Here is an 18335-nt window from a genome sequence, read left to right on the forward strand (position 1 = left end):
CATTATGAACTACAAAATTTTTGGGACCAGATCGGGATTAAGGGTTTCTGAACTGGCGTTGGGCACGGGGAATTTTGGGACCCGGTGGGGCCATGGTGCCGATGAGTCCACTGCACTGAAAATATTCAACGGCTATATTGAAGCCGGCGGAAATTTCATAGATACAGCGGATGGATACCAGAAAGGCGAATCAGAGGAACTGATTGGAAAGTTTATAAAAGGAAAAAGGCAGGAGCTTGTATTGTCGTCGAAATTTACAACCGGGGGAAGTACGCCATTGACCACAGGAAACAGCAGGAAAAATATCAGGAATTCAATCGAAGGCAGCCTGAAACGCCTGAACACAGACTACCTCGACATTTACTGGGCACATATCTCTGACGGACAGACGCCAATTGAAGAGGTAATGAAAACATTGGAAGATCTGACAAGGGAAGGCAAGATCCTTTATTCGGGATTTTCCAATTTCCCTGCCTGGCAGATCGCCAGTGCTGCAACGATGTCGGATCTTAAAGGATGGTCGCCTTTAATTGGTATCCAGATCGAATATAACCTGATTGACCGGTCCGCAGACAGGGAGTTGCTGCCGATGGCGGAAGGATTTGGATTGGGGGTTGCCTTTTGGTCACCGTTGGCCGGCGGAACACTCACAGGTAAATACCGTGCCGCTGCACAGGAAAATATTTCCAGGCAACAAGCCTGGGGCGGCACCCTTGTGAAAGCAGAAAGCAGCTTGCGGGAAACCAACATTGTGGACACGTTGGAAGCAATTGCCAAAGAGCAGGGAGTAAAGGTATTGGAGATCGCACTTGCATGGGTGCGACAGAAACATGATCAGTCCGGGCTGTCCACGGTAACCATACTTGGCCCCCGTACCGAATTACAGTTAGCGGATAACCTCAAATCCCTGGATGTTAAACTAAGCGTGGACCAGATGCAACGCCTCAACGAAGTCAGTGCAATAACTTTGGGATCACCACATGAAATAATTGCTGAAAACCGGGAAGCTATTTTCGGAGCCGGGTCCTCCCTCTTTCCTGCACTATGAAACGCGTTTCAAACAGAAATTAATTTATCACCACACAAATTGTAATCTCATGATCTTAGTTACAGGAGCCAATGGTGGGCTGGGAGCTGCAACCATTAATGCATTAATTAAAAAATCGTCATCACTCCAAATTGCGGGTTTAGTAAGGGACCGGTCAAAGGCGGCAGAGTTGATTGAAAAAGGAATAGATGTACGCACCGGGGACTATGACGATTTTGACAGCCTGGTAGCGGCCTTTAAGGGCATCGAAAAACTTGTACTTGTTTCAGCACCGGCATTATCAGATCTCAGGTTAAAGAGGGAAAGTAATGCAATCCTTGCCGCAAAGGAGGCAGGAGTAAAGCATATTATTTTTACCGGCATCCAGAATCGGAAAGACCGTAAGTACATTATACCATTTATTACTGACGTCAGTGACGAGGTAGAGAAATTACTCATTGAATCCGGGATGAACTACACAATTGTAGAAAATAGCATTTACGCAGACTCGATTCCCCTTTTTACCGGTGAAACATTTGAAGACAACAACATTATTTTCACCGCCGGAAATGGAAGGTTCGCCTTCGTAACGCGAAGCGACCTGGGAGAAGGCATTGCTACTTTACTATTACAGGACGGGCATGAAAATAAAAAGTATACATTGTCCAACAGCGAATCCTGGTCATTCACAGACATCAGTGCAATCATCTCTAATATCTCAGGAAGGTCCATTTCCTATAGGAATATCAGCAAGGAAGAATACATAAACCACCAGGTTTCGAAACATAATCTTCCCCCTTTCGTAGCGGAATTCCTGGCTAACTGGGGCATTGCTGCACAGGAAGGAGAATTTGCAGAAACTGATAATATGCTGGAACAATTGCTGGGTAGGAAGCCGACAGGATTAGAGGAGTTTTTGCCAGGCCTGTTTTATTCCACGTTCCACACTACATAAACCTCGTCACTAAAAATACATTCAAGGGGGTATTTCCCCCCTTGAATTTTATCATAGCAACTCATCCGCTATATAAAATGCCTGCAAATCATCACTGGCCGACTACTCCACCTTCCTGCTCATCTCCGCCTCAGCTACAGTTGCAAACCAACCATAGATCTTTTTGGCGGAAGATGCATTTTGGTTCTGCAGGTTACCCGGCACATTTACAAGCACCTTGGCGAATAACCCACCAATGTTGATCTGTTCCAGAGCGAGCTCCATGAAGCCATGGGTTTCCTTGCTGAGTGAACGGATCAGCACTTTCACTTCATCACCCTGCTGGTAGGGCTTCTCTGAAGAAGTGATCCCTTCACGAAGCGGTGGAATAAACAGGAAGCCATCTGCAATGTCCTCCTCGAATGAGCCGTCGATGGCCAGCATCTCCGACACATGGGTATTGATGACACCATTGCGGTAGGTGCGGATCCAGCTGTAATCGGTTGCGCCGACAATGTCACGGGCAAACAGCTCGGCATAATAGCCTTCTTTTTCCTCGCCATCTTTTTCGCGGAATTCCATGGCAATGGAGTCGACAGTAGTAACCCGGTTCAGGTGATCGGTGGCTTCAAATACATCGCCCTGCCACTCGATCCGGAGACGATAACTATGTCCAACCGTGCCGACCGGCTGGTCATCCGAAGGCTGATGTATATACGACCCGTTGGAATAATTAAAATCGAAGGTCTGCCCGGTGTTGAGATCGGTTACACTTACCTGTGCATCGGGCACAGGCGTTGGCGCCTGGTTGTCGAGGTAAGGGACGGACTTCAACAGGCGGATGGTTTGCGTACCCGGACGATCATTGATCCAGGCATCCACGTAGGGCAGTGGTTCTCCTTTCGGCGCGTCGAGATCAACCACCTTCTCACAGGAGCTGAGGGCAACAAGAAAAAACAAAGACACTATTGCGATGAATGAATTCTTCATGTCGGTCAAAATTTAAAGTTCCAGGTAATGGAGGGAATGATTGAACCCAGGATGGAAAGGCGCACCGCTTCTTTCTGTTGCGGATTGTCCTCGTTGGCGCGGAAATAGATCGTATAGGCGTTCTGGCGCCCATACAAGTTGTATATCCCGAATACCCATTCCGATTTCAGTTTCTTAGTGTTCTTACCCTTCAGGGTTGCGGATACATCGAGACGATGATAGGCCGGCAGGCGATATTCATTCCGTTTGCCTGTTCCGTTATAAGGCACCGGCAAATCCTGGAAATCGAAGCGCTGGTCGGGATAAGTCGTGGGAACACCAGAGCCGAAATTGAAACTGGCTGCAAGGTCCCACCGCTTGTTAAGCGTATAGCTGGTGCTCACATTTACCACGTGGGTGCGATCGAAACGGCTGAGGTACCAGTCGTTCTTACTGATGCCCTCCGTTTTCCGCAATGACCTCGACAGGGTATAGTTCACCCAGCCCGTCAGTCGACCGGATTCTTTTTTTACTTCCAGTTCCAGGCCATACGATTTCCCCTTCCCCATCATCAGGTCCCCTTCTACCAGCGGGTTCAGGTCAAGACTGGCATTATCAATATAATCGAGCACATCGTCCATCTTCTTATAAAAAACTTCGGCGGAGAATTCCAGCGGAATGGATTGCGGAACCGTTACAATTCCTGCTGAAACCTGGTCGGTTATAGAAGGATTGATATTGTTGGTGCTGGGGAAATAAAGATCCACCGGAGTGGGCGATGCCGTATTGCTCAGTAAGTGCAGGTATTGCGTACTGCGGCTTACCCCTGCTTTCAGGTAGGTGTTCTTTTTCAATTCATAGCGCACAGAAAGCCGCGGCTCCAGGAAACTCCAGGTGCTCACAGCCTTGCCGCTTTCAACTTCTTCCGTGTGGTCAAGTGGCTTGCGAACATTGGCCGTGGTATCGCGGTAATAATACACAGTGGTGTTTCCCAGGTAGGCATAACGGTTAAGCCGCAGGCCGGCCTGCAGGTTCCATTTCGGGTTGATCTTCCAGTTATCTTCAATAAACACGGCAGCCTCGGAGCCATAGCGGCGGGAAAGGGTAATATCATTCTTCACGCCATCGCTTTCCGCTATGCCCTGGCCGGGAAAAAAATTGTAGTGCAGGTAGTTCACCCCGCCTTTCAGCTGGTGTTTGTTATTCACATACCAGGTGAGGGTAGGCTTCACGCCCAGGGTTTGGATGTTTGAAGTCCAGTCGTAGCTTTCGCCTGCGTTTGCATCGTCTGACTTAAAGGCCAGGCTGTAATCGTATTTCGAATAGTAGACGCTGGTGTTGAGGAAAAGTTTAGGCGAGAAGAGGTGATTCCAGCGCAGTGTACCGGTCGCATTGCCCCATTTGAATCGGGCCTCGTCACCCACGCCAAACACATCGCGGCCAAAATACCCGCTCAGGAAGAGGGTATTGTTTTCGTTGATGGTATAGTTGGCCTTTGCCGTGAGGTCATAAAAATAGAGGGTATTGTCGCGGTCTTCCGCCTTCAGGAAGGGCTTCGCCAGAACGTCGATGTAGGAGCGACGGGCGGCGACGATAAAGGAAGACTTATCCTTTTGCAGCGGACCTTCGACGGAAAGCCGGCTGAAGATATTGCCGATACCACCATTAACTGCCAGGTGCTGGTTGTTGCCATCCTTCATGCGGATGTCCAGTACCGAAGATGCCCGTCCACCGTATTCAGACGGGAAAGCCCCTTTGTACAGGGTAACATTTTTCACTGCATCGGGGTTGAAGACAGAGAAAAAGCCAAGCATGTGGGAAGCATTGAAAACCGGGGCTTCGTCCATGATGATGAGGTTCTCATCCACATTTCCCCCGCGCACATTGAAGCCGGAGGCGCCCTCGCCCACCGTGGTAATTCCAGGCAGCGTCAGCAATGCTTTCACCAGGTCGGGTTCACCCATGAATGCCGGGATCTTCCTCACCTGGTTCATGGTGAGCTGCTGGATGCCCAGGGCGACCGTATTGGTACGTTTGAGTTTTTTCTCGCCCTGCACGATCACTTCCTCCATGGCCGCTGGTGCCACCTGGAGGGGAATATCAAGACTGGTTGACTGGTTAATGACTAGCTCCCGGGAATATTCGTCGTAGCCCGTATAGGTAACCTGTAGTGTGTAGTTCCCCTGCGGCAGGGTAACCGAGTAGAAACCATAGGCGTTTGTCTGAACGGTAAAGGATCCGGGATTCAGGCGGAGGGTGGCATTGATCAATGCTTCACCATTGGCTTTGTCGCGGATATAACCGCTGAGTGTAACCGAATTTGTGGTTTGCGCGCTGGCAGTGCTGGCGATGGCAGCCAGGAAACTGAACAGTAGCAGACCCATCATTAATCGAAGGCGACAGTGAATAAGGCTCATAAAACAGAATAAAGGTTTGCGAATAGACAACTTCATTCTGTTCAACCCCTATCCGATTCTCCTATTTCACAAATACTTAACAGGGGATTGCTTTGACCGAGAGGGCATTAAGTTAGTTCCAGTTCAGCTGTATCATCCTGCATTCGGCTAACTTCATCCTTGTACTTAATTGCAAGGATCAGAGCTTTCTTCACCAGGTCATTCAGGGTAATGTTATACACTGCGGCGAGTAGTGCAGCTTCTTTATGAAGTGAGGACGGCACCCTTACATTAAAGCTGCCCTTATATGTCTTATCAGGATCCCGTCCTGCCTGTTTACAGGTTTCGAGGTAATCATTAACAGCTTCTTTAAACGCCCTTTCCAATTCCCGAACTGAGGAACCTTCAAAGCCAACCAGGTCATTGATTCCAATTATCTTCCCGTAAAAGACTTTGTCATTTCCACTAAAGTGAATGGACGCGTAATATCCCTTGTATTGCAGCATGTCATTCATTTTTAATTTCTCCTTTTGCTTGCAGGTGATCTTTCACCTGTCGTAAAGCATATTCTTTTACAATATTTGAAGGGTGTGGTTTATGCAGGCTGATTATATGCAGGTTTGCATTGCAAAATTTTCGCCTCGAACCACCAGTCTTGCCCTTTTTCAATTCGAAATACCCGAAATAATTCAAAATTTTAACCAGTTCGTCCCAGGTAAAATCAGTGGGAATATCTAAAAACCTTTCTACCAGCTTTTCCTTCCTGCCCATAGTACTTGCTTTGGTTTTCTTTGTAGCACAAGCATACTCGTGGGCTTCAATAATTTTGCAACTAAACTTCAGTGACAAATATAATACAATCCCCAAATCAGCAACTACATATTAGTTACTCAGATTTACGCCCCCTATTGCTTTACTTTCAAGATATATCCGGGTTCAGCGTGTTTGCAACCGTGTTTTCACGGTATCTTCTCTAAAGCACTTTATCTTGTGCTCCAAAACCAATCTAATTCCCAATGGAGCAGCAGTTATTGAAAATGCAGAAAGACCTGGTACGACTGAAATGGTATGCAGGCACCCTGACTTTACTTTTCGCGGTAGTGGCGTTCCTTGCATTTTCGAACGGAAATGCAAGCCAGTTTAAAGAAATTTCTGCAGAACGAATCAACATCATCGAAAAAAACGGGCAACTGCGGATGGCAATCTCTAACAAAGAACGATCTCCTGAAGTGATGGCATATGGAAAACCTTTGACACCGCCGATTCCAGGTGGTAACAGGCCCGGGCTGATCTTTTTCAATGATGAAGGCACGGAAAATGGTGGACTGGTATTCATGGGTGGAAAAGACAGCAGCGGGAAATACACGGCAACAGGTCATCTTTCTTTCGACCAGTACAATCAAAACCAGGTTCTATATCTTACTTATTCGGATGAAAACGGTGATCAATATACTGGCCTGCATGTTGATGACTGGCAAACCTCGCCAGCTTTTTGGGATTGGCGTGCTGAGTACAAAAAGACGCAGAAACTCCCTGACGGCGCAGAAAAAGAAGCATTGCTGAAGAACCTGATGGAACCCAAGGCCGGCGTCAAAGCAGTAGCCCAACGTGTTTTCGTAGGTAAAGACGATAGTAAAACCGCCATGGTAACGCTTTCAGACCGCATGGGAAAACCGCGCCTCCAGATGCTTGTCGATTCCAATGGTACGGCAAAACTGAATTTCCTTGACGAGCAGGGAAAGGTTACCTACAGCCTGCCAAAATAAATTCATATGGAAAATCTAAAAACCTTTTTCCAGGAACTGTACTACAATTTCAACACGCGGAAAATTGACCTGGTTATCGCCAGGATGACCGATGATGTAAAATGGGCGAATGGAATGGAAGGCGGTTATGTGTTTCGACACAAAGGAGTGAAGGAATATTGGACCAGGCAATTCACTATGATACGTTCAAATGTTACACCCCTGGAAATCGAACAGGAAAAAGATCTCGTGAAAATAAAAGTCCACCAGGTGGTTCACGACCTCAACGAAACCTTGTTGTCAGATGAGATTGTTTATCATTATTTTCGAATGAGAGGTGACAGGATTGCCGGGTTTGACATCGGGAAAGCCCCGTGAGAAGCTAAACATCCAAGGTTAAATGACAAAAACTTTACTGACCCTATTTGGGTGAGTTGTCGGATAGCTGCGTATCAATCACGATCTCCCCTTCCAGCAACTTGGCAACCGGGCAATTTTTTGCTACCCATAGCAGCCTTTCTTTTTGTTCATCCGTTACCGGCTGACTAAACGAAACTGTTCTGAAGATCGAGGTCCTGAATGGTTCCGTCTCCTGCAACATGTTTACCGAACAATGTAGGTCCGTAATGTCCCAGCCCTTTCTATTGATATACATACGTAAGGTGGTCAGGGTACACCCAACCAGTCCCGACAGTACAGCTGTAAACGGATCCGGGCCGAGATCTTTCCCCCCGTTGAATGAGGGCTCGTCCAGCACCAGCTGGCCGGCCCTCCAGTTTATCGTAACCTCTTGCCTGTCTCTTACCAGGTCGCCGGTAATATCTTTTGCGAAGAGACGTATGGTTTGCTTTTTTCTAATCATGATATTTTGATTTATGCATTCAGCGCCGGGAGCCCTCACTCACGGACACGAATAACCGTTTTGCCGGTGCGACGCTCAGTAGAGTTGAAGACTGCGATTGCTTCATCTAGGGTCGAGACCTTGCCGATATTCGTCCTCAACCGTCCGTCCCGAATCCGCTGGACGATCTCAATCAGTTGGGCACGATCGGCATCAACAACGAAGTCGATCGCAAGGCCATTGACGGGCAACGACTCAACAGGCCCGACGATGGACACAATTGTTCCGCCGGCCCGAAGCAGGCGCGAGGACTTCTTCCCGATGTCACCGCCGATGACATCGAACACCAGGTCAACACCACCGACGTCTTCCAAATTGTCGTTATCCAGGTCGAAGAATTCATTTGCGCCGAAGTCGAGCGCCTTCTGATGATCTGCCGCACGGCCCGTACCTATGACATATGCACCCGCTTCGCGTGCGAGTTGCGTCACCATGGATCCGACCGCGCCTGCTGCACCGTGCGCGAGTACAGTCTGCCCTGCCTTTAGACGGCCGTGCAGGAACAGTCCCTGCCATGCGGTGAGGCCCGAGATGGGCAGGCTCGCGCCTACTGTGAAGTCCACGTCGCCCGGTAGCGGTGCGAGGTTGCGTGCTTCGATCGCCACATATTCTGCCAGGGTGCCATCACGATACCAGTCCGCAAGGCCAAACACCCGCTGTCCAATAGCGAGCCCAGTTGTGCCATAGCCGAGCGATGTTACCACCCCGGCCAACTCATGGCCAGGGATCGATGGTGTCCGGTCACGATCGAGACGATCTGTCCAGGTTGAGGGCCATGCCAGTTCTGTTGGAACAAATCCCGATGCATGGATCTGAACTATAACGTCGTTAATTCCGGCCACTGGTTCTGGCCGGTCTGCCAGTTTCATCCCGGCTGTTCCTGCAGCCTGGTCTTTTACTACAATCGCTTTCATATCACACCTCCATTTGTTTCGGATAAAACTAGTTTTTAGTTTGGTTACCTTAGTGGTCCAATTTCAAAATATACAGGGGTCCAGATGATTCAGCATTTTCTTGAGATTTCATTTAAAAAAGACGGCGATCATAGTCCTTTATACATGCAATTGGAATCGGAAATTATCCAGTTGATTTGTCGTGGTATCCTGAAGCCAGGGGAGGCACTTCCCTCTTCACGTGAACTGGCACAAAGCCTTCGCCTCAATCGTAAAACTGTGGTGGCGACCTACGAGGAATTGGATGCGCAGGGCTGGGTGGAGAAAAGGGAAAGAAGTGGCGTGTATGTTTCCAGCAATCTCCCCGATACTTCGGCCCTCACCATTAACCAAAACGGCAAAAAATCGATACGAAGCCAGAAAGCCGCATATCCATTGCTGATAAAACGACCTCCCAATGGAGCAAGCAGGGTAAATCCAAATATCGATATCTATGTGCCGGGAACACCAGTGCCCCTAAAAATCGATGACGGTTTTCCTGATCCCAGGATTGCACCTATGGAACAACTGGTGCGGGAATACAGGAGGTTTGCGAAAAGCCGATTAACCAACCGGTTACTCATGTATGGTCCGGAGCAGGGTTCTTATCGCCTGAGGGTGGAGCTCGCTAACTTCTTAAACCGGACAAGAGGGATGCAGGTCACTGAAAATGAAATATTGGTGACAAAGGGTACGCAGATGGCCATCTACTTAACTGCGCAGCTGGTCATCCGTCCCGGCGACACTGTGTTTGTACCGGAACCTGGCTACCTGGATGCGAATAATACCTTTAAGCTGGCTGGAGCTAAACTGGTATTTATCCCGGTAGATAATGAGGGTATGGATGTAGACAGGATTGAGCAGTTGTGTAAAAGAAAGCCTCCAAAGATGGTCTATATTATCCCGCATCACCACCGGCCTACCACTGTTACCCTGAGTGCAGAACGGCGCATGAGATTGATGAACCTGGCCCGCAAATACGGATTTGCATTGCTTGAAGATGATTATGATTTTGATTACCATTTTACAAGCGATCCCCTTTTGCCCCTGGCAAGCCTGGATACCGGTGGACATATAATTTACGTGGGTTCCTTTTGCAAAAGCATCGCACCTGGCATCCGGATCGGGTTTATGGTAGCGCCTGAATCAGTAATAAACGAAGCCGCTGCCGTTCGAAGGTTAATAGACCGGCAAGGTGAACAGTTGCTGGAAGAAGCGACCGCCGAATTGTTACACACTGGTGAAATTTCCCGGCACCTCAAAAAGTCGCACAAGATTTACCAGGAGCGGCTGGACAATACCTGTCGATTGCTTCGCGGGCAGCTGGGAGATTATTTAACGTTTGACAAGCCGAACGGCGGATTGGCCATCTGGGCAAGCTACAAAAAGAAAATTAGTGCCAGGGCAGTTGCGCTGAATGCGGAAAAGCTGGGACTAAAGCTCAGTGATGGCAGTAATTATTTTTTTCAACCAGGCATTTCTTTACCAAATGACTTCATAAGGTTAGGTTACTGTTCGTTAGATGAGAGAGAAATGGCCAGCGCCATTGAGATCTGGAAACAGGCGCTTACGTCATCAGGAACGAAGGCGAATAACCCGGGATGATCCCGAAATAACAGGAATCAACTCTCCTGCCCTTCCTGACATATCGGGAATCCGCTAACCGCAGTTTCCCATCTGCGCTGAAAATCAACCAGCTCTATTCCGGCATATGCTTTGGTTTTCATTTGACATGAAAGCACAAACAAACTGCGACATCCAATTGGCATTTGCCAATACCTGGCAGCAAAGCAAGACTGCCGCATTTCATTACTTCAAACGTAATGAAGGCTGTACCGGAAGCTTCTATGTGGAAGCGGACCTGCTGATGTTCCAAACTGAAGGCAGCTGCCGCTTCCGGCACGGTAACAGCATTTATACCCTGCAGGAAAAACAGGTTGCCTACTTCAGGAAAAACCAGCTGCTGGAATACCAGTCGCACCAGCAACCCGCAGCCTGCGTAGCTGTACAGGTTACCAAAGACAGCATTATTTCCTATTCAAAACTGGCTCATCACACAGCTCCGAAGGAAGGACCGCGCGAACACATTATGGTGAAAGAGCCTGGTCCCAGGCTACTGAATTATTTCGAATCGTTGCAGGCATACCTCCGGCATGAAAGTCAACTTGATGAAGGACTCGCAAACATCAAGATCCTCGAACTGCTGTTTTGTCTTTCAGGAAGCGATGAAACATTATTGCGCCTGCTGATGGATGTGCGGGATCGTTTCTGTCCTGATATTACCCAGGTTGTTGAAGAGAATATTACCAGCAATCTTTCGATGCGACAACTGGCCAGGATGGCGGGGCGAAGCCTGTCCAGTTTCCGGAGGGACTTTATTACCATTTACAATATGACACCTTCAAGGTGGATCCGCATAAAACGTTTGGAGAAAGCACAGGAACTGGTTAAGCAGACAACCCTGTCCATCACCGACATCTGCTACACCCTTGGCTTTGAAAGCATCGCCCACTTTTCACGTTGCTTCAAATCGCAGTTCGGGATCAGTCCAACTGACATGCGGGCAACTCAGCTGGTAGCATAGTCTTCCTTCCTGATCCCCAGCCGCTTCATCCTGGATTCCAGCGTCGTGGCCGGCAGGTCAAGGAATTTCGCTGCGCCGTTATCCCCACTGATCCTGCCACCACACCTTTTCAGGACATACAGGATATAGTGCCGTTCATATTCCTGCCATGTCCTGATGCCTTCTTCCGCATCGATGCCGGCGGACGGAATCGCAATGCCATGACTGCCCGGCGTGTAACCCTCGCCGTAAGGCTGTGCCTGGAAAAGTGCATTCACAAGATCCTCCTGCTGGTGTGGGTACAACAGCACCAGCCGCTTCATCATATTTTCCAGTTCGCGGATATTGCCGGGCCAGTTATATGACAACATCCTCTCCACAACCTGTGGCGGGATCTCAAACCTTGCCTTCTTTTCCGCATCACAAAACTTTGCAATGAAATGTTCTGCCAGCAGCAGGATATCTGATCTTCTTTGTCGCAACGGAGACAGGTGAATAGGAAATACATTGAGCCTGTAGTAGAGATCCATCCGGAACCGCCCTTCTGCAAGCTCCCTTTCGAGGTTGCGGTTGGTTGCTGCAATTATGCGGACATTCACTTTAACCGGTGCTTTCCCACCGAGCCGTTCGATTTCCTTTTCCTGCAATGCCCGCAGCAATTTCGCCTGAACATCTGTGGGTAATTCCCCAATCTCATCAAGGAACAGCGTACCGTTATCAGCCTGTTCAAACTTTCCGATATTCCGGTTCTGTGCACCGGTGAATGATCCTTTTTCATGCCCGAACAAAATGGATTCGATCAGGGTTGCGGGCAGTGTTGCGCAATTCACCTTTATGAATGGCCGGCCTTTTCGCGGCGACAATTCATGTACCGCCTGCGCGATCATTTCTTTCCCGGTTCCACTTTCACCAAGTACCAATACGGAAGTTTCGGATGGAGCTACTATCCGCAGGTGCCGGAGCGTTAGCGCCAGTTCTTCACTCTTCCCGATGATCTCATCCAGCACATGCCTGGTCGCGGTATTGCCTTGTTTGGGAAGCGAAACCTGTCCTGCGCCCTGCAACAATGAGTCCATCCCATTTTCATTCTGGTAAATCGCTATCTCCAGCATTGCCAGCACATCCCTTTCCTTAAAAGGCTTTACCAGGAAGCCACTTGGCCTGGTGGATTTGGCAGCATCCAGTGTTGACTTATTTGAATTCGCTGATAAGAACAGGAAGGGAATTCCTTTTCTCTGCAGGATGCGTGCAAGGTCTATTCCTGTCCGATCCCCTTTCAGGAAAATGTCGATCAGCACGAATTCCGGCAGCTGCTGTGCGATGAGGTCCTCGGCAGAACCTACTGAACGGGCAATGCCACTCACATCGTAGCCTGCCTTCAGGAGCATCCGTTCCAGGTTCTTGGCTTCAATGAATTCGTCTTCTACTATCAGTACTTTCTTCATGCAATTATTTTTGTAGCCGGGCTTCGTCCATAGTCAATGTCAGCGGATCCCTGGGCTTGAAGCGGATAATGATCCGCGTTCCTTCAATGGATTCAATCTGCGCATGGCCATCGATGTCCTCCGCAAGTCCCTTTACCAGTTTCAATCCCAGCCCGGACACTTTCATTTCTGATCCGTGCGGAAGTCCTCTTCCGTTGTCGGCAATCGTCAACTGCAACATGCCGTCAGTGCCTTTGGTAAATTGGATGCTGATCGTTGCATTGTCAGCCATCCCATTGAAGGCGTACCTGATGGAATTCGTAACGGTCTCGTTCACTATCAGGCCGACCGGTACTGCCTGTGAAACATCCAGCTCTATGGGGGCGATGTCCAGCACAAACCTGATCCTGTCTTTGATGGCGAAAGCTTCCTGCAGATGCTGTGTAAGTTCGGGCAGGTAGGAACGCATATTTACAGATGATACCTTATCAAACTGGTAGAGTTTCTGGTGAAGCAGTGAAGTGGCATAGATCCGGTTCTGGCTGGCCTGCACAGCTTCCAGCGCATCCTTGTCGAGGTATTCAGCCTGCAATTCCAGAAGGCTCACGATCGTCTGCAGGTTGTTCTTTACCCGATGGTGCACTTCACGCAGCAGCCATTCTTTTTCATCGAGCAGTTGGACCAGCGTGGCATTCTTTTGCGCGATAAGATCTGCGTTTTTCTGTTTTGTCCTGTACTGGTTATACAGGAGACCGATAATGACCAGCAGCAGGACTGACCCACCCAGTATCAGGTTCCGGGTCTGCCTTGCCTGCCTTAGCGATGACTGGTCGATAACACCTTGTTGCGTTAGGATCCTGATATCCTGGTCTTTCTTTTCCGAAGCATATCTCACATTCAATTCATGGCTCCTGAACCGTTGCGAAATATTCATTATGGTATCCCTGAAATACACATACCTGAGGTGATTCTGAAATGCCTTCTGGTAGTTACCTTCAACGGAATCAAGCTTATACATGAGCTCATATTGGCCAGCCAATTCGGAAATGACTTTTCGGTCACCGAATAAATCAATTCCCTTTTTCAATAACTCCCTGGCGTGTTTGAAATTCTTTTTATTGTAATGGTACCAGGCAACTGCCTCTAAACCTGTAACCAGGTTGCCATAACGATATAATGCAGGCACTTCAGCAACCAGGTGCTCAACCCTGTTAAATCTTTTTCCCGCTTCGTCAACATCACCCAACTCTTCCAGGACCCTGCCCTGGTAAAGCAGGTAATAAATACTATCGATCTTTGTAGCAGGGGGAAATTCCTTATAAATAGATTCCAGGCTATCCCGGTATTCTGCCGTCCTGTTCAATTTAAGCATGGGGAAAAACATGTATTCCAGGTTGTCTTTCCAGAATAACCGGGGTTCCCGTTTTCGCCTTTCCATGCCCTTCCCCAACCAGGTTAGTGCCTGTTCCCATTCGCCGAGGCCGTCATACATGGCACCCATCCGCATACACACGAGGCTGTAAATCGTGGAATCGCCGGTTGCCTTGATCTCATTCAAACTACTGTCAGCGTACGCAAGGGAACCAAAATAATCCGCCGAATTACTCCTGAGATATGAGATAACAAAATAGGTATCCATATAGTGCCTGTACCCGGACTCTTTTTCGAGCTGCAGCACTTCGTTTAATTTTTGCTCGGCCGTTTTCCAATCGAAGGTGAAATAAGTGGTGACCACATCCGACAACACTTCAATGGCATGTTCATTCAAACCCAGCTGCTGGAAATTCGCATAAGCTTTGTTCAGCCATACCAGCCGGCTGGTATCATTGAAAGGAAGCCGCAGTGCCTGCTGGTGATATGCAATGGCAAGTCGCGCCGGATCAGCTTTTACCGCCCTCAGTACCCGGTCCATATATTCCTGTCCTTTCTGTGGTTCTCCTGTTTGCTGATAATACTCCACCAACAGCGCGTCGCATTCAGGAATCCACTTAGCGGGATTCGCGTTCACAGCTATTTTTTTTGCCGCATCTATAAACCTTGCTGCGCTGTCGAGGTGTTCCGGTTTGTTTCCTGGCCTGTGCAGGTAATAGACTGCCAGCTCAAGCAGCACACGCAATTGCTCTTCTCCTTTCACTTTGCCGGCATACTGGATTGTTTCACTTACCTGGTTGCCCGCAAGTAATTTGATCTCCATACTACCTCGTCCGGAATTGATCGTTTCATCGTAGGGCAACTGCTGATCAATGCCATAATTTTTGCAAACGAAAAGCACGGTACTGTCCAGGTCCCATTGACCCTGGCTCACGACAAAAAGGAACCTGCTGATATTTTTTACCAGCAGGCGCTTTTGGGATTCATTATACTGTTGGAGAGTAGCCGATAATTTTGTCTGGGCTCGTGCATGCGGAAACAGGAAGATAAAAAATAAGCATATGGTAATCCTGGTTCTGACCATAAACAGAGCGTTGCTGCATTCGTTCTAATTTACACGAAATGCCACAAAACACAACCAGGTTTTTTGCGCTGTCAGATTGCCACAGACCAGGCCTGCTGCTGGTGATCCTTCAGCATATCTTCCACAAATTGCGGTACCACATTCCTGAACTTCCCGTTATCGGCCGGTACGATCCGGATCATGGCATCGATCATCTCCTGCGGATCCAGTCTGCCCTGCGGGGTTCCCAGCAAGGAATCGAAAGTTGCCCGCATATCAGCCCGCTTTGTGAAATTCTTGCTGTCATCCAGCCAGCGGAACGGGTTGTCCGCCATGGTTTCGTTATACCCGGTCAGGTATGCACCCGGGTTAATGGTCTGCACCTGGATATTATATTTCTTCAGTTCTGAAGCAAGCGCCTCGGCAATGGCTTCGAGCGCATGTTTGGTGGAAACGTAAATGCCGTATCCATCAGGAGTAAACAGGCCACCCATGGATGAAGTAAAGACCACCTTCCCCTTCCGTTTTTCCCTGATCAGCCTGGCAACAAACTGTTGGGCGAGATTAAGTGGTGCAAATACATTTGTTTCAAAGTTGCGCCGTACGAGGTCGACAGGAATTTCAAATGTCGGACCAGCCTCACCGATGCCTGCATTGCTGAACAGGATATCGAAGTCCCAGGTGAGCGCGTACTTCACATCGTACGGATCGAGAATATCCAGCTTTTCCACGCGGAGATTTTTCTCGAGTCCAAGCTCAGCCACTTTGTTTCGCAAGGCAGTCACCTGCGGTGAGATCTGCACGCCTGCAATTACATAATGTCCCAGTTTAGCCAGGCCAATAGCTGCTCCTTCACCGAGGCCTGATCCTGCCCCGGTGATGAGGATTCTTTTCTTGTTTTCCATGTTGGTTTATTTTAATTGTAGAGAATGGATGTATTCAGACATGGCTGCCAGCCGCTGCGATCAACGCATCCTGCGGCACCGCACCTCCCGACACGCCGATATAGCCGACAATCGCCTCATTGTACAGGATTGGCTTTCCGCCGGGGAAACCAACGAGTCCACCGTTGGTGTTTTCCAGGCCATATGCTGCCGCATCAGGTCTCAGGAATTCACCGACCGCTTCGGAGTTCATCCTGAAGAGCATCGCTGTTTTTGCCTTCTGGATGGCGATGTCGATGGAACCGAGGAAGGCCTCGTCCATGCGGACAAACAACTTCATATAACCGGAAGTATCGAGCACGACTATATTGACCGGCACTTTCATTTCTTCGGCCTTTTGGGTTGCCTGCTGAACGGCCAGTTGCGCCAATTGATACGAGATGTCCATATGTTTTAATTTGAAGAGTGGAATAATAGAATAGTGTGAAACCTGCTGATGTAAATTTCCTGAATTTGTGCGCCGTGCCTTTTCCTGCCAACGCCAAATCATTTGCCTGATTCATTCAATTCCTTTGCGCTTCAGCTGGATCACACCCATGATAAATATTTTCCTGCCCTGATGTAGGATTGCAGCCAAACTGCATGAGCAGGTTGTGGTGTAGCAATACCGATCTGTGCGGTAAACCGGAGTGATGGAGAATGTTTTTATGAGACGTCGGGAAGGTACCAGGCTAAAGATCTTATGGTTCAAACTTGCTGCCTGATCCTGCCAGTAGCTTTTTTACCAGCACAATCAGGATCCACAAGCCTGCAACAAATGCCGCAGTGGCAGTAAAAAGTACGGCATCAACTGAGAAGGGACTCAGGTAATAGAAAAACGCCAGGTTAAAGATGACCAGCACGCCAAGAATTATCTTTCCCAGCCATTTCTCTGTCCGCGTTTCCACTACGGTATTGCGCCGGCATGAATGAACAACCATCTGCGACAGGCGTTGCGAAAACCCGGGGTCGGGTGTATCGAGGCCAGTCTCCTTCAGCAGGTCGATGAGCTCTTTCTCGTCGAAGTTTCGTTTATTCATAACAAGTTGAGTACTTCGTTTTTTAATAATGATTCCAGTTCGATTGCGAGTTGTTGACGGCCGCGCAATAAGCGCATCTTAATGGCAGACTTTTTCATATCCATGATCTCACAGATCTCAGCGATACTTAATTCACCTATGTAGTGCATCGTCATGACGAGTCGATCCTGTTGCGATAAACGCGATAGTGCCAGGTCAAGATATTTCCTGCGCTCTGTGTGCCGGAGTTCATCCCATTGGCTGCCATCAATGCCTGCGTGCCGCTCAGAATCCCATTGTTCGGGCAGGTCAACGGTTGCCATTGGCTTACCGGAACGCTTCGTAAGGGCAGTGTTGTACACGATGCGATAGAGCCATGTCGAAAACCTGGCAGCTTTCCTGAAATTATGCAGCGAGGCAAATGCTTTCAGGAATGTGTCCTGCACCACTTCTTCCGCATCTTCCCTATTCAGAACGATCCGTATGGCGATGGTATAAGCGAGATCACGGTAAGTATTCACCAGGTATTCCAGCCCGGTATGGTCGCCTTTTATGGCGCGGTCCAGGTACCTGTCTACTTCGCTATTATCTCGTTCTAACGGCATGATTCGAACCTTAGACTGGCATTTGGGAAAAGTGGTCACAAAATGTGACCAGTGCAGCCGGTTTGCAGTCTTAGGTATCAAAAGAACGAAGAAATTTAAACAACAGGACCATGCTAGTCACCTCCGCAGCATTTCTCATCGCCATCTCCCTCGTGGTATTCGGGATCGCCTATTATTATCTCACCACCAGAAACCGGGAACGCATGGCTATCATCGAAAAAGGTCTTCCCCCGGATTATTTCAAGGGCTCCGGCCATTACCTGCCCCTCATTCTTACCCTGGGTATTGTCTGTATCGGGATCGCGCTGGGCATTGTGGTGGCACTGTGGCTGATCTCACTTCGGGTAAGCGCTTACGAGAAACTCATCCTGCCGATTTCTGTTTTCCTGTTCATGGGCCTCAGCCTGGTAGCGTCCTACTTCGTGCTAAAATCGATCCGGGATAAAAAGGGTTAATAAACAAT

Annotated in this window: 19 protein-coding genes; 7 read left to right on the top strand and 12 right to left on the bottom strand. The window is 48.7% G+C overall.

Annotation, left to right across the window (positions count from 1 at the left end; all coding sequences use genetic code 11):
- Positions 1–4 precede the first annotated feature (4 nt).
- Both OI18_RS06170 and OI18_RS06175 read left to right on the top strand, forming a co-directional pair.
- Complete coding sequence (locus OI18_RS06170) at positions 5–1048, top strand: aldo/keto reductase (RefSeq protein ID WP_039138075.1); 1044 nt, start codon at positions 5–7, stop codon at positions 1046–1048.
- Between the two features lie 49 nt (positions 1049–1097).
- Entirely contained in the window at positions 1098–1982 is an 885-nt protein-coding gene (locus OI18_RS06175) for an SDR family oxidoreductase (RefSeq protein ID WP_039138077.1), read from the top strand.
- Positions 1983–2084: 102 nt separating this feature from the next.
- Here OI18_RS06175 and OI18_RS06180 read toward each other — a convergent pair whose 3' ends face one another.
- The 4 genes from OI18_RS06180 to OI18_RS06195 all read right to left on the bottom strand — a co-directional run bounded on the left by OI18_RS06180 (position 2085) and on the right by OI18_RS06195 (position 6097).
- Complete coding sequence (locus OI18_RS06180) at positions 2085–2951, bottom strand: DUF4249 domain-containing protein (protein WP_039138078.1); 867 nt, start codon at positions 2949–2951, stop codon at positions 2085–2087.
- A 5-nt stretch (positions 2952–2956) separates the two neighbouring features.
- Entirely contained in the window at positions 2957–5347 is a 2391-nt protein-coding gene (locus OI18_RS06185) for a TonB-dependent receptor (RefSeq protein WP_240312728.1), read from the bottom strand.
- A gap of 107 nt (positions 5348–5454) precedes the next feature.
- Positions 5455–5832, bottom strand: a complete 378-nt coding sequence (locus tag OI18_RS06190; RefSeq protein ID WP_205409992.1) for a type II toxin-antitoxin system HicB family antitoxin — start codon at positions 5830–5832, stop codon at positions 5455–5457.
- Position 5833: 1 nt separating this feature from the next.
- Entirely contained in the window at positions 5834–6097 is a 264-nt protein-coding gene (locus tag OI18_RS06195; protein WP_039138178.1) for a type II toxin-antitoxin system HicA family toxin, read from the bottom strand.
- A gap of 245 nt (positions 6098–6342) precedes the next feature.
- Between OI18_RS06195 and OI18_RS06200 the strand changes: the two genes are divergently transcribed.
- Together OI18_RS06200 and OI18_RS06205 are read left to right on the top strand one after the other, a co-directional pair.
- Positions 6343–7092 (top strand): hypothetical protein, encoded by a 750-nt coding sequence (locus OI18_RS06200; RefSeq protein ID WP_039138082.1) that lies wholly within the window; start codon positions 6343–6345, stop codon positions 7090–7092.
- Between the two features lie 6 nt (positions 7093–7098).
- Complete coding sequence (locus OI18_RS06205; RefSeq protein ID WP_039138084.1) at positions 7099–7449, top strand: hypothetical protein; 351 nt, start codon at positions 7099–7101, stop codon at positions 7447–7449.
- 43 nt (positions 7450–7492) lie between these two features.
- Here OI18_RS06205 and OI18_RS06210 read toward each other — a convergent pair whose 3' ends face one another.
- On the bottom strand, positions 7493–7933 hold the full coding sequence (locus tag OI18_RS06210; RefSeq protein ID WP_152616749.1) for an OsmC family protein: 441 nt from the start codon (positions 7931–7933) through the stop codon (positions 7493–7495).
- 35 nt (positions 7934–7968) lie between these two features.
- The gene (locus OI18_RS06215) at positions 7969–8886 is read right to left on the bottom strand and encodes an NADP-dependent oxidoreductase (RefSeq protein WP_039138085.1); all 918 of its coding nucleotides are present in this window, start codon (positions 8884–8886) and stop codon (positions 7969–7971) included.
- An 84-nt stretch (positions 8887–8970) separates the two neighbouring features.
- Here OI18_RS06215 and pdxR point away from each other — a divergent pair, with 84 nt between their 5' ends.
- Together pdxR and OI18_RS23680 are read left to right on the top strand one after the other, a co-directional pair.
- Complete coding sequence (gene pdxR, locus OI18_RS06220; protein WP_052272930.1) at positions 8971–10509, top strand: MocR-like pyridoxine biosynthesis transcription factor PdxR; 1539 nt, start codon at positions 8971–8973, stop codon at positions 10507–10509.
- A gap of 127 nt (positions 10510–10636) precedes the next feature.
- Positions 10637–11488, top strand: a complete 852-nt coding sequence (locus tag OI18_RS23680; protein WP_052272931.1) for an AraC family transcriptional regulator — start codon at positions 10637–10639, stop codon at positions 11486–11488.
- Here OI18_RS23680 and OI18_RS06230 read toward each other — a convergent pair.
- The 6 genes from OI18_RS06230 to OI18_RS06255 all read right to left on the bottom strand — a co-directional run bounded on the left by OI18_RS06230 (position 11473) and on the right by OI18_RS06255 (position 17872).
- Complete coding sequence (locus OI18_RS06230; protein ID WP_039138089.1) at positions 11473–12912, bottom strand: sigma-54-dependent transcriptional regulator; 1440 nt, start codon at positions 12910–12912, stop codon at positions 11473–11475. The genes OI18_RS23680 and OI18_RS06230 overlap by 16 nt on opposite strands.
- Before the next feature lie 4 nt (positions 12913–12916).
- Positions 12917–15346, bottom strand: coding sequence for a sensor histidine kinase (locus OI18_RS06235; protein ID WP_039138090.1), 2430 nt, complete (start codon positions 15344–15346; stop codon positions 12917–12919).
- Between the two features lie 71 nt (positions 15347–15417).
- On the bottom strand, positions 15418–16230 hold the full coding sequence (locus tag OI18_RS06240; protein ID WP_039138091.1) for an SDR family oxidoreductase: 813 nt from the start codon (positions 16228–16230) through the stop codon (positions 15418–15420).
- A gap of 34 nt (positions 16231–16264) precedes the next feature.
- On the bottom strand, positions 16265–16657 hold the full coding sequence (locus OI18_RS06245; protein WP_039138185.1) for a GlcG/HbpS family heme-binding protein: 393 nt from the start codon (positions 16655–16657) through the stop codon (positions 16265–16267).
- Between the two features lie 292 nt (positions 16658–16949).
- The gene (locus OI18_RS06250) at positions 16950–17288 is read right to left on the bottom strand and encodes a hypothetical protein (RefSeq protein ID WP_039138093.1); all 339 of its coding nucleotides are present in this window, start codon (positions 17286–17288) and stop codon (positions 16950–16952) included.
- Complete coding sequence (locus OI18_RS06255; RefSeq protein ID WP_039138096.1) at positions 17285–17872, bottom strand: RNA polymerase sigma factor; 588 nt, start codon at positions 17870–17872, stop codon at positions 17285–17287. The genes OI18_RS06250 and OI18_RS06255 overlap by 4 nt, the downstream gene beginning before the upstream one ends.
- A gap of 110 nt (positions 17873–17982) precedes the next feature.
- Here OI18_RS06255 and OI18_RS06260 point away from each other — a divergent pair, with 110 nt between their 5' ends.
- Positions 17983–18327, top strand: coding sequence for a DUF6249 domain-containing protein (locus OI18_RS06260; protein ID WP_052272932.1), 345 nt, complete (start codon positions 17983–17985; stop codon positions 18325–18327).
- Positions 18328–18335: the final 8 nt, after the last annotated feature.

Source organism: Flavihumibacter solisilvae (genome assembly GCF_000814475.1).
Lineage (GTDB): Bacteria > Bacteroidota > Bacteroidia > Chitinophagales > Chitinophagaceae > Flavihumibacter > Flavihumibacter solisilvae.

Bases quoted from the DNA above. Each gene is read 5' to 3' on its own strand.
- OI18_RS06170 (WP_039138075.1), top strand. From the start codon at position 5: ATGAACTACAAAATTTTTGGGACCAGATCGGGATTAAGGGTTTCTGAA.
- OI18_RS06175 (WP_039138077.1), top strand. From the start codon at position 1,098: ATGATCTTAGTTACAGGAGCCAATGGTGGGCTGGGAGCTGCAACCATT.
- OI18_RS06180 (WP_039138078.1), bottom strand. From the start codon at position 2,951: ATGAAGAATTCATTCATCGCAATAGTGTCTTTGTTTTTTCTTGTTGCC.
- OI18_RS06185 (WP_240312728.1), bottom strand. From the start codon at position 5,347: ATGAGCCTTATTCACTGTCGCCTTCGATTAATGATGGGTCTGCTACTG.
- OI18_RS06190 (WP_205409992.1), bottom strand. From the start codon at position 5,832: ATGCTGCAATACAAGGGATATTACGCGTCCATTCACTTTAGTGGAAAT.
- OI18_RS06195 (WP_039138178.1), bottom strand. From the start codon at position 6,097: ATGGGCAGGAAGGAAAAGCTGGTAGAAAGGTTTTTAGATATTCCCACT.
- OI18_RS06200 (WP_039138082.1), top strand. From the start codon at position 6,343: ATGGAGCAGCAGTTATTGAAAATGCAGAAAGACCTGGTACGACTGAAA.
- OI18_RS06205 (WP_039138084.1), top strand. From the start codon at position 7,099: ATGGAAAATCTAAAAACCTTTTTCCAGGAACTGTACTACAATTTCAAC.
- OI18_RS06210 (WP_152616749.1), bottom strand. From the start codon at position 7,933: ATGATTAGAAAAAAGCAAACCATACGTCTCTTCGCAAAAGATATTACC.
- OI18_RS06215 (WP_039138085.1), bottom strand. From the start codon at position 8,886: ATGAAAGCGATTGTAGTAAAAGACCAGGCTGCAGGAACAGCCGGGATG.
- pdxR (WP_052272930.1), top strand. From the start codon at position 8,971: ATGATTCAGCATTTTCTTGAGATTTCATTTAAAAAAGACGGCGATCAT.
- OI18_RS23680 (WP_052272931.1), top strand. From the start codon at position 10,637: ATGAAAGCACAAACAAACTGCGACATCCAATTGGCATTTGCCAATACC.
- OI18_RS06230 (WP_039138089.1), bottom strand. From the start codon at position 12,912: ATGAAGAAAGTACTGATAGTAGAAGACGAATTCATTGAAGCCAAGAAC.
- OI18_RS06235 (WP_039138090.1), bottom strand. From the start codon at position 15,346: ATGGTCAGAACCAGGATTACCATATGCTTATTTTTTATCTTCCTGTTT.
- OI18_RS06240 (WP_039138091.1), bottom strand. From the start codon at position 16,230: ATGGAAAACAAGAAAAGAATCCTCATCACCGGGGCAGGATCAGGCCTC.
- OI18_RS06245 (WP_039138185.1), bottom strand. From the start codon at position 16,657: ATGGACATCTCGTATCAATTGGCGCAACTGGCCGTTCAGCAGGCAACC.
- OI18_RS06250 (WP_039138093.1), bottom strand. From the start codon at position 17,288: ATGAATAAACGAAACTTCGACGAGAAAGAGCTCATCGACCTGCTGAAG.
- OI18_RS06255 (WP_039138096.1), bottom strand. From the start codon at position 17,872: ATGCCGTTAGAACGAGATAATAGCGAAGTAGACAGGTACCTGGACCGC.
- OI18_RS06260 (WP_052272932.1), top strand. From the start codon at position 17,983: ATGCTAGTCACCTCCGCAGCATTTCTCATCGCCATCTCCCTCGTGGTA.